Source organism: Amycolatopsis sp. NPDC051371 (genome assembly GCF_040682155.1).
Classification (GTDB): domain Bacteria; phylum Actinomycetota; class Actinomycetes; order Mycobacteriales; family Pseudonocardiaceae; genus Amycolatopsis.
Map to the genome: position 1 here is coordinate 37,619 of NZ_JBFBAG010000045.1, position 12,513 is coordinate 50,131.

A 12,513-nucleotide genomic window follows, 5' to 3' on the forward strand; every position below is an offset into this window, starting at 1 on the left:
GACGCGGGCGCGAGCAGGTTGCGCCCCTCTCACCCGGCGAGCACCCAGCGCTGGTTCGCCGTCGCCGCGCAGGTCCGGATCTGCAGGCGGGTGCCGTCGGCCGACGAGCTGCCGGTCGCGTCGAGGCACTTGCCCGACTGCGGGTTCAGCAGCGTGCCGTCGGAGCGCGCCTGCCACGTCTGCGCGCCGGTGGCGTTGCAGTCCCACAGCTGGACGAGCGTGCCGTCCGCGGTGCCGCTGTTGGCGACGTCCAGGCACTTGCCGAGGGCGCGGATCGTGCCGTTTTGCCTGGTCCAGCGCTGGGCGGGGGTGGTGTTGCAGGTCCAGAGCTGCACGGCGGTGCCGTTGCCGGTGTTCGACGCGCTGACGTCGACGCACTTGCCGCCGAGCCCGGTGATGGTGCCCGCCGGGTAGGGCGTGCCGCTCGCGATGAGGTACGCGCTGGTCGCGACGTTCCAGTGGGTCGCCAGGTAGCTGCCGGGCGCCGGGTTGGTGGTGAAGTAGTCGTCGCCGAGGCAGTCGAACTGGTTCTCCGGCGCGCCCGGGCAGACCTTCACGAGGGTGCCCGGCGGGTTCGGGAGGCCGCCGTCGTCGTAGCACATGATGTCCTCGTCGTCCCAGCAGTGACCGAACGCGCTCGAGTGCGGCGCGCTGCCCTGGACGGCGCCGAGGGTGTGGAGGAGCTCGTGCCCGGTGGCCTGCCAGGACCAGCAGCCGGTGCCGACCGTGGCGTAGTGCGGGCCGGCGTTGTAGGGGTTGCCCGAGCCGGGGCTGTCGTTGCCGCCGTTGCCGAACGCGAGGCCGCAGCCGTCCTTGTCGTACCAGACGATGTACTTGCGGTCGGCGCGGTTGAAGCCCTGGGCCTTGATGGCGTTGGTGATCGTGTCGACGGTCGCCATGTCGCCTTGGGCGATCGTCACGTTGTTCACGGTGGCCCGGCAACTGGAGTCGGTGACGTACCGGACGTGGCGCACGCCGCCGCCGAGCCGGCTCGCGGCCTCGACGAAGCCGTCGTCGATCTGGCTCGCGAAGGTCTGGAACTGGCCGACGAACTGCGAGTACCGGTCGGCTTGGGTGCTGCCGCGGACGTAGAGGGCTTGGACGCGCTTGCCGCTGGTGCCGTCGCCGTCGCAGACGGTGGACATCGGCTGGGCGGCGACGGTCTGCTTCCGCAGGTGGTCGGGCAGCTGTTCGGTGCCATCACCCGCGGCGGCGGCCGAAGGCAGCAGCGCGGTGGCGAAGACGAGGGCGGTGCTGAGCGCGGCGAGGCGCCAGGTTCTCTTGGTCATGGGGGAGTTCCGCCTTTCCCGGTGCGACAGGGGTGCGGTCTAGACCACTGAGGATGATAGGCAGCGGGTGAGCGGGCTGTCACTGACAAGAACGGACAGCCTGGGGTGAATCGCTCACGGGAGACAGCCGAGGCCGGCCGGAGGTGGGGAGCTTGCCGGCGGGTCCGGGTTCGTCCGGCTGCCGGTGACGGCAAACGACATGAACGACTCTTTGCTGTCGTCGGACGCGGTGAACGAGTCGTTCACGGCTTCGCGACCCGCTCGACCTGGGTTCCACCGCCCCCGGCGCGCCCACCTGGGCATTTCTGTCGGCCGACCGGTAAATGATCTTTCCGGCCCGCTGAGCGGTACGGGTCTTGACAGTCGATCTCGGACGTCCATACTGGTATATACCTTTATGGGAGGGTCCGGGAAAACCAGGGGGCTTCGCGCTCGCGGGCCGACGGAAGGTCTGAGGGGTCCTTCCGTCGGCCGCGCGAAGCCGTCGTCAGGACCGCCGGTCACGGACAGCGTTGACACAACTACTGGTACGAACCAGGATGGGTGCTGCCGGCCGGGAGGAGACACATGGCGGGGGCACACGTCCGGATCGACAACCGGCTGATCCACGGGCAGGTCACCGTCGCGTGGACCCGGCGGCTCGGCGTGCGCCGGCTGGTCGTCTGCAACGACGACGTCGCCGCCGACGACCTGCAGCGGGCGCTGCTCCCGCAGGCCGCCCGGGGGCTGCCCACCGAGGTCCGCACCGTCGCCGGGACGCTCGAAACGAGCACCGGCGCGGACGTCATGATCCTCGCCAAGCACCCCGAGGACGCCTTCCGCCTGGTCGAAGGCGGGCTGCAACCCGACGTCGTCAACGTCGGCAACGTCGCGCCGCGGCCCGGCGCCGCCTACACCATGGTCACGCGCTCGATCGCGGTCACCGCGGACGAGGCCGACGCCTACCGCAAGCTCGCCGCCGCGGGCGTCCCGCTGGTCACGCAGCTGATGCCGCACGACAAGCCCGCCGAATTCGTCCCGTTGCTCGACCGGAAAGGGCTTTAGCCCCGCATGCTCGTCGCGTTGGCCCTGACTCTGTGGGCGATCTACTGCACCTACGACGGGCTCGGCCCGTTCCTCATCTACGCCCAGCGCCCGCTGATCGCCGGCTCGGTCGCCGGGCTGATCGTCGGGCACCCGCTGCTCGGCCTGCTGATCGGCGCGACGCTGGAACTGGCCGCGCTCGGTGTCTACACCTACGGCGGCGCGACCATCCCGGACTACCAGACCGGCGCGATCGTGGGCACCGCGCTGGCCGCGGGGGCCGCCGGCGGGACGTCCGCGCAGGTCGCGATCGGGCTCGGCGTCGGGCTGCCGGCCGCGATCCTGCTGTCGGCGCTCGACCCGGTCGGCAAGATCATCACCACCGCGCTGGTCCACCGGGCCGACGGCTACGCCGCCGACGGCAACGCGCGCGGCCTCGCGGTGATCCACTGGGTCAGCCTGGTGCCGTGGGTGGCGGTGCGCGCGATCCCGACGTTCCTCGCCGCGCTCGCCGTGTCCGGCGGGCTGGTCAAGGACATCACCGCGAGCATCCCGGCCGGGTTCGTGCAGGGCATGACGCTCGCCGGGTCGCTGCTGCCCGCCGTCGGGTTCGCGCTGCTGCTCGGCATGATGGAGCTGTCGCGGTACTGGTACCTGCTGCTGATCGGGTTCGTCGCGTTCGCCTACCTCCACGTGCCGCTGCTCGGCATCGCGCTGATCGGCGTCGCGGTCGCGATGCTGTTCGTGACGCTGAAGCGCGACGAGCCGGCGGTCGTGGTCCCGGAAGGCCCCGCCGGAGAGCCCGAAGAATCCACTGTGGATGGTCGGCTGACGAAACGGGACCTGCGCCGCGTGTTCCGCCGGTACTTCTGGTCGAGCCAGATCTCCTGGAACTACGAGCGGATGCAGGCGCTCGGGTTCGCGTACTCGATGGAACCGGTGCTGCGCCGGCTCTACCCGGAGAAGGCCGACTACGTCGCCGGCCTGCAGCGGCACCTCCAGTTCTTCAACACCTCGGTGCTCATCGGCGGCCCGCTGATCCTCGGCTCGAGCGTCGCGCTGGAAGAGGCGGGCACGCCGAAGTCGGCCGCGAGCACGAAGGTCGCGCTGATGGGGCCGATGGCCGGCATCGGCGACACCGTCGTCTTCACGCTGTACAACAGCATCATCTTCACCATGGGCGCGTCATGGGCGCTGCAGGGCAACTGGCTCGGACCCGCTTTCGCCGCGGTGATGGTGCTCGTGCCGTACGCGCTGGTGCGGCGCTGGCAGTTCGGGTTCGCCTACCGCGAAGGGAAACGGCTGGCCGGGCACCTCGCCGCCGGCGCGCTCGCCCGCGTCGCGCAGGGAGCGACCGTGCTCGGGTTCGTCGTGCTCGGCGGGTTCATCCCGTCGATCGTCAAGGTCGTCACCACGCTGACCTACCGCCAGACCACGACGGTCCAGGGGCAGCCGGTGACGCAGGCCGTGGCGATCCAGGACCGGCTCGACGAGCTGGTCCCGTTCCTGCTGCCGGTGCTCGTCACCGCCGGGGTATACCTGCTGACGGCCAAGGCCCGCCTGCGGCCGGTCTGGGTCATCGCCATCGTCGTCGTCGCCGGAGTAGCCCTGGGGTGGCTCGGCTGGTTCGCGCCGTCGGCCCCGGCGAAGAGTTAGCAATGCGACCAAAAGTAGGCCGGCCGTCGAGCGGTACGGGCCGTTGCCACGAAAGCCATCCGGCCGTGACTGTGGTCGGATTGGTAACGAACAGCACAGTAGGAGTTCCGTTATGACCGTCCCGATCATCCTCGCCGGGCACGGGCGCCTGCCCTCCGGCGTGGGGGAAGCCGCCGAGATGATCCTCGGCCCGCAGGCGCGCCTGAAGGTCTGCGAGCTGAGTTCGCGCGACAGCCCGGAGGAGTTCGGCGCGCGGGTGCTCGCCCTGGCCGGCGCCGCCGACGGCGTGCTCGTGCTGGCCGACCTGCACGGCGGCTCGCCGTTCAACGCCGTCCGCACGCTCACCGCCGCGCACCCGCGCATCCAGCTGGTGTCCGGGCTCAACCTGCCGATGCTGCTCGAGGTGCTGCTGCACACGACCGGCGACGTCACCGAGCTCGCCGGGGTGGCCCGCGCCGCCGGCCGCGACGGTGTCGTCGACGTCCTGGAATCGACCTGGTGACCGCCGCGCTCCTGCTCGCCGCGCAAGACGTCCGGATCACGCCCGGACCCGGGCACCCGCTCGGCGGCTACCTCGCCCGGCACGGCGTCGCGACCGGCACGCACGACGACCTCGAGGCGTCGCTGATCTGGCTGTCCACCGAGGACGATCCCGGGGTGCTGTGGGTGGCGCTCGACGCGCTCGCGGTCGACGCCGGCCTCACCCGCACCCTGGCGGACGCCGTCGCGGCCGCGGTGGGCATCGACCCGGAACGGGTGCTCGTCTGCGCGTCGCACACGCATTCCGGGCCCGAGGGCTGGACCGGCCCGCTGCACCCCGGGCTGCCGGGGCGGCGCGACGCCGGGCTGGTCGGCCGCATGGCGGAGACGGTCACCGGCGCGGCGCTGCGGCTGCGCGCGTGCCGCGGCCGCGTCCGGGCCCGCTGGCACGCGGGGTCGACGGAGGCCGTCGGCGGCAACCGCTACCGGCCGGACGGGCCGCACGACACGTCGTTCGGCGTGCTCGAACTGCGCCGCGACGACGGTTCGCCGGCCGCGCTGCTGTTCGACTACGCCAGCCACCCGACCGTGCTCGGGCCGGACAACCTCCGGTGGTCGGCGGACTGGCCGGGCGCGACGCGGCGCGAGCTGGCGACCCTGATCGGCCAGCCGGTGGCAGCGTTCCTGCAGGGCGCGGCGGGCGACGCGAGCTCCCGGTTCGTCCGGCGCGGCCGCGACCACGACGAGGTCCGCACCCTCGGCGGCCACCTCGCGACGTCGATCGCGCGGACGTTGGCGGCCACCTCCGCGACGGCGGAAACCGGCCCGGTCCGGTTGTCGAGATCGGCGCTGCACCTGCCCTACCGCGAAGTTCCGACCCTCGAGCACAGCCTGGAGCTGCGACAGTCGGCCGAGCGCGAGTGGCAGCGCGAGCTGGCCTGCCACGGCGAAGACCACCCGGCGGTCCGGATCGCGCAGACGCGGTACGAGGGCTGCGCGATGCTCGCGGCGATGGCGGCCACCGACCGGCCGACGGGCTGCGCCGAGGTTCCGGTCAGCGTGGTGACGCTGGGGGAGATCGCGTGGCTGCACACGCCGTTCGAGCTGTTCGCTTCACTGGGGCTGCGGATCCGGCGGGGAAGCCCGTTCCGGCACACGCGGGTGATCGGCTACACCGACGGGTATCTGGGGTACCTCCCGGACGCGGACGGGCACCGCGGCGGGGTTTACGAGTCGTACGTGACGCTGTTCGGGCCCGACGCCGGGGACAAGCTGGTCGAGCACTGCCTCAAGCTTCTCCGGGCTCATCAGGCGGGCCCCATCTAGGCCACTCGAGGGGGAACCCGAAGCCGAGCACGGTGACGCCCAGAACGGCGACGCCCGCCAGCACGAACAGCGTGCTGAGCGAAGGGTCCACGTCTTCGGGCAGCATCGGGCGGACGAACCCGCCGCGGTCGTACAGCACGGTGAACCGTTCGCCCTCGACGGTTTCGGCCGTGCTGCGCAGATCACCGCGCAGCGGCGTCGATCCGCCCGGCAGGACGAGCGGAGCGGCGTGGCCGGGGCGCGCCGGCGCCACCTCGATCAGGACCTGCGCGCCGCGATGGGTCAGCACCAGCCCGGTCACCAGGCCCGGGCCGGAGAAGGCCAGGACGAGCAAGCCCAGCATCGTGAACGTGAGCTGGCCGAAGTCCCTGTACGGCAGCCAGGCGCCACGCCACCAGGCGACCGCCCACAGGATTCCGCCGAGCACGCCGAACCCGGCCACGAGGACGATCGTCTCCCCGAGCCGGTCTTCCTGGTACGCGGCCAGAACCGAGACCGCCGCCGAAGCCGCGAGGACGCCGGCGAACACCAGCCGGCGGTACGCCTTCTCCACGCGCCACCCCGGGTCGTCCTCCGGCACCGGCTTCGGCTTCGGCCGTGGCTTGGGTTTCGGTTTCGGCTTCGTGCGGGGCCGGCGGGTGGACCACGCCGCGAGCGCGGCCGTCGACCCGAGAAGGGCGGCGAGTGCGAATAACTTGGTCCGGCGTGCCATGCGGTCCTCCCCGGCGTCCGTGCCGGGAACACGCGGAAGGGACGCCGGGGGTTGCCCGGTCAGGCCGGGCTGCGCCGAGCCTGGGTGAAGACCGTGTAGCGGTCGGCGCGGTAGAGCGAGCGGCCCGCTTCGATGACGCCGCCGCTCTGGTCGTGGAGCGTGCCTTCGATGATCAGGCACGGCTGGGTCGGCTCGATGCCGAGCAGGGCGGCGTCCCCGCTGTCCGGCAGGACCGCGGAGATCGCCGTGTCGTTCCACTCCGCGTGCACGCCCCAGCGCTCCTCGAGCGTGCGGTGCAGGGACTGCGTCTCCCAGTCGAACAGCTCGATGTCGGGGAACCGGTCGACGGACAGGTTCGTGCGCTCGACGGCGAACGGCTCGTCGTCGACGTAACGCAGGCGCTCCAGCCGGAACACCCGCGCGCCCGGGGGCACGTTGAGCCGGCCGGCCAGGCGCGGCATCGCGCGCTCGACCTCGGCGTGCAGCACCTTCGTCTTCGGGAGCACACCGCGGGCCTTCATGTCCTCGGTGAACGACGTGAGCATGTCGATGTGCGCGGCCTGGCGTTCGGCGGTGAACGTCGCGGTGCCGTGCTGGCGGTAGAGGACGCCGTCGGAGACCAGGCGGTTGATCTCCTGGCGCACGGTGCCGCGCGCGACGCCGAAGTGCTCGGCGAGGAACCGTTCGGACGGCATCAGCCGCCCGGCGCCGGCCTCGGTCGCGACCCTTTCGAGGATCTCGCGGAGCTGTTCGCCCTTGGGCCGCCCCGGCTGCAGCGCGTCCGGGAGCCGGAGATCGCTCGCGGGGACGTGTTTCGGACGGGGCATGGCTTCAGTATGTCGCGTGGGCGGGCCGGAGGTAACACCGCGCGCCGGGTCGGGTCGGCGAAAACCCCGCGTGGTCAGGGCTTTTCCGCGACCGGACGGGGTTCGGCCGCGTCATCCGGTGGCGCGGCGGGCGAAGTCCGCGAGAAACCGCTCCGCCAGGGCTTCTCCGGTCACGTGCCCCACCGACCGGTACAGCCCCCGGGCCTCGCGCGCCGTCCCGTCGGCCAGCATCGAACGGCCGGCCGCGCCCTCGACCGCCGCCAAACCGAGCAGTGCCTGTGCCTCCAAAAGCCGGTAACCGCCCGCTCGCGCCGCGTCCAACGCCGTTCGCGCGTGCTCGCCCGCTTCCGGCACCCGGCCGGCCGCCGCGAGGACCCACGCCAGCGTCGCCGAAGCCTCCGCCAGCTGGCCCCGCAAACCCGACTCGACGGCCAGCTCCCGGGCCTCGCTCAGCACACGCTCCGCCGAGGCCAGGTCGCCGCCGGCCTCCGACGCCCGGCCCAGTGCGATCAACGCCGCCGCTTCGACCTGGCGATCGCCGTCGCGGCGGACGCGGTCCAGGGCCACTTCCGCCGTTCGCGCCGCCGCGCCGTGGTCGCCGCGGGCGCCCTGCAACGCGCTCAACGCGGTGAGCGCCGTCGCCTCGCCGAAGCTCGAACCGAGGCCGCGGAAGGCGCTCAGGGAGCCCTCCACCGCTTCGGCCGCGTCCTCGAAGCGGCCCGTCTCCAGCAGCACCCAGCCGAGGTCGGCGAGGTTCGCGGCCTCCCAGAACCGCAGGTCCTCCCGGCGGCACAGCGCGACCGCCTCGCACAGGCAGTCCTCGGCCTGCTCCAGCCGGCCCAGCTGCCGGTAGTGGCAGCTCAGCGAATTCAACGCGAGCGCCTCGCCCGAGGAGTTGGCCAGCTCGCGGAACAGCTGGATCGCGCGCCGGCTGTGTTCGACGGCCTCCGACAGCCGGCCGGTCCACTCCAGCATCGACCCCAGGTTGGCGACCGCCGTCGCCTCGCACTCGCGCCAGCCGCACGCCCGGCTGGCCAGCACCGCCTTCTCCGAGTGCCGGATGCCCGCCTCGTGCTGGCCTTCGCGGAAGTACGCGCCGCCGATCGACAGGTGCACCAGCGCCTCGGCCGGCCGGGCGCCGTGGTCGTGCGCCGCGTGCAGCACGATCGGCGCGAGCTCCAGCCATTCCGCGCGGCGCCCGTGGTCGTGGAAGAACCGCCGCAGCGCGTCGGCGAGGTACCACGCGGCGGGGTACGGCCCCCGCGTCGCCGCCAGCCGCAGCGCCGCCGCCAGGTTCGGCACCTCGACGTCCAGCCAGGCCACGGCTTCGGCGGCGTCGGCGAACGCGATCGGGCTCGGCGCCGCCGGGGCGTCTTCGCGGGGGAGCGTCACGATCCGCGCGCCGAACAGCGCGACGGCGGCGTCCGCGGCCGCGCAGTACCCGGTGAACAGCCGCTCCCACGCCTTTTCGCGCGCGGCTTCGTCTTCGTCGGCACGGACGCACCGCTCGGCGTAGCGCCGGGCGAGGTCGTGGAACCGGTAGCGGCGGGGCGCGTGCGCCTCCAGGAGGTTCGCCGCGGCCAGCCCGCGCAGCCGCCGGTTCGCCTCCTCGGCCGGCACGTCCAGCAGCGCCGCCGCGGCGATCGCCGTGAAGTCGGCGCCGGGCACCAGCGCCAGCAGCCGGAACGCGTGCCGCAGCCCGGGCGGCAACGCCTGGTAGGACACCGAAAACGCCTTCGCGACGGCGCTTTCCTCGGCGCCGTCGAAACCGAGCTGGGCCAACGGGTCGCCGCGCAGCTCTTCGACGAGCTCGCCGAGGCTCGCGACCCCGGTGTTCGCCGCCGCGATCCGCAGGGCGAGGGGGTGGTGCCCGCAGAGGCGGGCCAGCTCGGCCGCCGCCTCGGGTTCGGCGGCGACCCGCTCGCCCAGCAGAGCCGTCAGCAGCGCGCGCGAGTCGTCCTCCCGCAGCTGCGTCAGGCCGAGCGACCGCGCACCCGCGCGCGCGACCAGCTCGTCGAGCCGGTGGCGGCTGGTGACCAGCACCCGGCCCGACGACGGCAGCAGCGGCAGCACCTGGGCGGCGTCACGGGCGTTGTCCAGCACCACCAGCGCGTGCCGGTCGGCCAGCAGCGAGCGGTAGAGCTTGCTCTGGTCGTCGATGCCCGGCGGCACGTCCCGCAGGTCGACGCCGAGGGTGCGCAGCAGCTGGGCCAGCGCGGCGGCGGGGGTCAGCGGTTCGTCGTCGGCGTCGAAGCCGCGCAGGTTCACGTACAGCTGGCCGTCGGGGAAGGCCGCCCGCGCGGTGTGGGCCCAGTGCACGGCCAGCGCGGTCTTGCCGACGCCGGCGGTGCCGGTGATCACCCAGACGTCGCCGGGCTCGTCGAGCGCGGCCAGCTCCGGGGTTCGGCCGGTGAACCCGCGGACGTCCAGCGGCAGCTCGGCCGGCCGCGGCACGACCGGGGCGGTGGCCGGCGCCGGTTCGCCTTCGCCGCGCAGGATCCGCATCCGCAGGTCCTGCAGGGCCTGGCCGGGTTCGATGCCGAGCTCGTCGACCAGCAGCTGGTGCGCCCGCGCGTAGGCCTCGAGGGCTTCCGGCGTGCGGCCGCAGCGGTGCAGCGCGAGCATCAGCGCGGCCCGCGGCCGTTCCCGGAACGGGTGCTCCTCGACGAGCCGGCGCAGCTCCCCGACGAGCTCGCTGTGGCGCCCCGAAGCCAGTTCCTGCTCGTACAGTTCCTCTAGCACGACGAGGCGGCGTTCGGCCAGCGCCGGGCCCTCGTGCTCGGCCAGTGCCTCGCTGACGCCGCCGAGCGGGGTGCCGTCCCACAGCGCCAGCGCCGCCCGCAGGTGCCGGACGGCGTCGGCGCCGGACGTGCCCCTGGCCTGCGCGACCTCGTCGTCGAACACGTCGAGGTCCCGCTCACCGGGAGCGACCTCGATCACGTAGCCGGGCGCGCGCCGGAGGATGGCGTCGCGGCCGAGGAGCTTGCGCAGCTCGGAGATGTGCACCTGCAGCCGTCCGCGCACGCTCGGCGGCGCGTTCTCGCCCCAGGTCAGGTCGATGAGCCGGTCTTCGCTGACCACCCGGTTCGGGTTCAGCAAGAGCGCGGCCAGCACGGACGTCTGCTTCTGGCCACCGGGCCGGACGGCGCCCGCGTCGCCGAGGACCGTGACCGGCCCGAGCAGGCGGTAGCGCACGTGGAGCCCCCAGAAGGCCGACCGAAGCGGAACGGAAGTGCCGTGATCGACCCTATCCCCGGCCGAGGAGAAAAGGGGGCCGCGGGTGGACACCGACGAACCCGAGCGACTGCTGTTCGTCTGCTTCCCGGACGCGGGGGAGGCAGCCGGCCGGTATCGGGCGTGGCGCGATCCGCGGATCTCGGTGCAGGTGGTGGAGCTGCCCGGGCGGGGCGAGCGCCGGGACGAGCACCCGTACCGGGACATGTGGCTGCTCGTCGAGTCCCTCGCGGCGGAGCTGGCCGGGGTGCTGGCCCGCCCGCACGTGCTCTTCGGTGCGGGGCTGGGCGCGCTGGTCGCCTACCGGCTGGCGCAGCGGCGGGTGGCCGCGGGACTGGGGGTCCCGCGGGCACTCGTCGTGGCGCACCAGGCGCCACCGGACCGGGCCGCGCGGGCGGTGCCGGAGCAGGCGGCCCGCGCGGACGTCAGCCTGCTGGTCAGCGACGCGCACGTGTCCGTGGCACCGCCGCTGCCGTGCCCGATCCGCGGGATCGGCGAGCCGCACGTGATGACGGGCTGGGGCGAGCACACCAACGCGGGGTTCGTGCTCGCCCCGGCCCGGGAGCGCGACAGCGGCGCGCTGCTGCGCGACGCCGTCCTGCGCGCGGGCTACTTGGTTTCGGCGCTGGCCGTGCCGGGCCGGGGCGAGTCACCGATGTAGGGACCGACGCCGATGGACGGGCCGGTCTGGGGTGGCTTCTCGGCCGCCTGGGCGGCGGGTGCGAAGACCAGGACGGCCGAGAAGGCCGTGCCGATGACGGCCTGGAGCAAACGGGCTCTCATGGTTCGACTCCTCAGTTCGAGATGCCGCCGATCTTGCCCGAACCGGCTTCCAAACCGCTTCCCTTCGCCCGCAGTGGTCATCCGGTCACCGACCGTCCCTTGTGGAGGGAATTCGGCGGCTGACACCATGTCCGGTCATGGGGAGTGACGACGCGAACACGATTCTGCGCATGGCGAGCCTGGCGACACCGATGGCGTTGCGGGTGGCGGTGACCCTCGGCTTGCCGGACCGGCTCCGCGGCGACGGCGCCGGCGTCGAGGAAATCGCCGCGGATGCCGGTGTCGCGCCGGTTCCGCTCGGCCTGTTGCTGGGCCACCTCGCGACACTGGGGTTCTTCGAGCGCACGGCCGGCGGCTACCGGACCACCGAGTACGGCGAACATCTCTGCGGCGACAGCCTGACCACCGTCCTGCTGAACCTGGACACCGCGGGCGGGCGCGCCGAGCTGGCGTTCGCCGAGCTGCTGCACAGCGTCACCACCGGCCGGGCCGGGTACGACCGCCGGTACGGCCGGGACTTCTGGGCCGACCTCGCCGAGCACCCGCCCCTGCGCGAGTCGTTCGACCGGCAGATGACGCACCGGTTGCGCGCCGAGGTCCCGCAGCTCGCGGCCGGCTACGACTGGGGTCGCTTCGCCACGGTCGTCGACGTCGGCGGGGGCCCGGGCACGCTGCTCGCCGCGATCCTGGCGGCCCACCCCGGGACGCGGGGCCGGCTGGTCGACCTCGACGTCGCCGCGGCCACCCGGACGTTCGCTTCGCAGGGGCTCGAGAACCGGGCTTCGGTGGTCGCGCGCAGCTTCTTCGACCCGCTTCCGGCGGGCGCGGACGCCTACCTGCTGTGCGACATCCTGCACGACTGGGACGACGAGCAGGCCGGTCGCATCCTGGCCCGCTGCGTCGAGGCAGCTCGTCCGGGCGGCCGGGTGCTGGTCGTCGAGGCGGTCGGCGGACGGCGGGGCCGCACCGACATGGACCTGGCCATGCTCGTCATCTTCGGCGGCCGGGAACGCCGGGTGCCCGAGTTCGAAGCCCTCGCGGCGGCCCACGGACTGGTGCTCGACGCGGTGAGCGACGTCAGCGACGGACGTTTACTGCTGGAGTTCAAAATCGTATAAGCGCTGTTATAGTTTTGCGGTGTCGTTGACCAGCGCCTTCGTCGACCTGACCCCGCTTCGCGTTT

At 73.1% G+C, this 12,513-nt stretch carries 11 protein-coding genes; 6 read left to right on the forward strand and 5 right to left on the reverse strand.

The genetic code is table 11. From position 1 onward, the window contains the following. Window positions 1–29 precede the first annotated feature (29 nt). Window positions 30–1,289, reverse strand: a complete 1,260-nt coding sequence (locus AB0M59_RS40795) for a ricin-type beta-trefoil lectin domain protein (protein WP_364626571.1) — start codon at window positions 1,287–1,289, stop codon at window positions 30–32. A gap of 567 nt (window positions 1,290–1,856) precedes the next feature. Here AB0M59_RS40795 and AB0M59_RS40800 point away from each other — a divergent pair. The 4 genes from AB0M59_RS40800 to AB0M59_RS40815 all read left to right on the forward strand — a co-directional run bounded on the left by AB0M59_RS40800 (window position 1,857) and on the right by AB0M59_RS40815 (window position 5,774). After that, entirely contained in the window at window positions 1,857–2,333 is a 477-nt protein-coding gene (locus AB0M59_RS40800; protein ID WP_364626574.1) for a PTS sugar transporter subunit IIB, read from the forward strand. An 18-nt stretch (window positions 2,334–2,351) separates the two neighbouring features. Beyond that, window positions 2,352–3,968: a PTS system mannose/fructose/sorbose family transporter subunit IID gene (locus AB0M59_RS40805; protein WP_364626577.1), complete on the forward strand. Its 1,617-nt coding sequence runs from the start codon at window positions 2,352–2,354 to the stop codon at window positions 3,966–3,968. 112 nt (window positions 3,969–4,080) lie between these two features. Then, window positions 4,081–4,470 carry a PTS mannose transporter subunit IIAB gene (locus AB0M59_RS40810; RefSeq protein WP_364626579.1) on the forward strand — a complete coding sequence of 130 codons (390 nt, stop codon included), beginning with the start codon at window positions 4,081–4,083 and terminating at the stop codon, window positions 4,468–4,470. After that, on the forward strand, window positions 4,467–5,774 hold the full coding sequence (locus tag AB0M59_RS40815; RefSeq protein WP_364626582.1) for a hypothetical protein: 1,308 nt from the start codon (window positions 4,467–4,469) through the stop codon (window positions 5,772–5,774). The genes AB0M59_RS40810 and AB0M59_RS40815 overlap by 4 nt, the downstream gene beginning before the upstream one ends. On the opposite strand, the gene AB0M59_RS40820 is transcribed toward AB0M59_RS40815, so the two are convergent. The 3 genes from AB0M59_RS40820 to AB0M59_RS40830 all read right to left on the reverse strand — a co-directional run bounded on the left by AB0M59_RS40820 (window position 5,737) and on the right by AB0M59_RS40830 (window position 10,508). Then, window positions 5,737–6,486, reverse strand: a complete 750-nt coding sequence (locus AB0M59_RS40820) for a hypothetical protein (RefSeq protein ID WP_364626585.1) — start codon at window positions 6,484–6,486, stop codon at window positions 5,737–5,739. The genes AB0M59_RS40815 and AB0M59_RS40820 overlap by 38 nt on opposite strands. A 59-nt stretch (window positions 6,487–6,545) precedes the next feature. Beyond that, window positions 6,546–7,313 (reverse strand): GntR family transcriptional regulator, encoded by a 768-nt coding sequence (locus tag AB0M59_RS40825; RefSeq protein WP_364626588.1) that lies wholly within the window; start codon window positions 7,311–7,313, stop codon window positions 6,546–6,548. Window positions 7,314–7,424: 111 nt separating this feature from the next. Next, window positions 7,425–10,508: a BTAD domain-containing putative transcriptional regulator gene (locus tag AB0M59_RS40830; RefSeq protein ID WP_364626591.1), complete on the reverse strand. Its 3,084-nt coding sequence runs from the start codon at window positions 10,506–10,508 to the stop codon at window positions 7,425–7,427. A gap of 85 nt (window positions 10,509–10,593) precedes the next feature. On the opposite strand from AB0M59_RS40830, the gene AB0M59_RS40835 reads away from it, so the two are divergent. Then, complete coding sequence (locus AB0M59_RS40835) at window positions 10,594–11,208, forward strand: thioesterase domain-containing protein (RefSeq protein WP_364626593.1); 615 nt, start codon at window positions 10,594–10,596, stop codon at window positions 11,206–11,208. Here the strand turns inward: AB0M59_RS40835 and AB0M59_RS40840 are convergent. Then, window positions 11,157–11,330 (reverse strand): hypothetical protein, encoded by a 174-nt coding sequence (locus tag AB0M59_RS40840; RefSeq protein ID WP_364626596.1) that lies wholly within the window; start codon window positions 11,328–11,330, stop codon window positions 11,157–11,159. The two genes, AB0M59_RS40835 and AB0M59_RS40840, sit on opposite strands and share 52 nt — an antisense overlap. Before the next feature lie 137 nt (window positions 11,331–11,467). Between AB0M59_RS40840 and AB0M59_RS40845 the strand changes: the two genes are divergently transcribed. Then, a complete protein-coding gene (locus tag AB0M59_RS40845) occupies window positions 11,468–12,448 on the forward strand; it encodes a methyltransferase (protein ID WP_364626599.1) in 981 nt (326 codons plus the stop codon). The last annotated feature ends 65 nt before the right edge of the window (window positions 12,449–12,513 follow it).

Excerpts from the sequence above, each read along its gene's own strand:
- AB0M59_RS40840 (WP_364626596.1), bottom strand. The coding sequence starts at position 11,330 with ATGAGAGCCCGTTTGCTCCAGGCCGTCATCGGCACGGCCTTCTCGGCC.
- AB0M59_RS40820 (WP_364626585.1), bottom strand. The coding sequence starts at position 6,486 with ATGGCACGCCGGACCAAGTTATTCGCACTCGCCGCCCTTCTCGGGTCG.
- AB0M59_RS40845 (WP_364626599.1), top strand. The coding sequence starts at position 11,468 with ATGGGGAGTGACGACGCGAACACGATTCTGCGCATGGCGAGCCTGGCG.
- AB0M59_RS40825 (WP_364626588.1), bottom strand. The coding sequence starts at position 7,313 with ATGCCCCGTCCGAAACACGTCCCCGCGAGCGATCTCCGGCTCCCGGAC.
- AB0M59_RS40800 (WP_364626574.1), top strand. The coding sequence starts at position 1,857 with ATGGCGGGGGCACACGTCCGGATCGACAACCGGCTGATCCACGGGCAG.
- AB0M59_RS40795 (WP_364626571.1), bottom strand. The coding sequence starts at position 1,289 with ATGACCAAGAGAACCTGGCGCCTCGCCGCGCTCAGCACCGCCCTCGTC.
- AB0M59_RS40810 (WP_364626579.1), top strand. The coding sequence starts at position 4,081 with ATGACCGTCCCGATCATCCTCGCCGGGCACGGGCGCCTGCCCTCCGGC.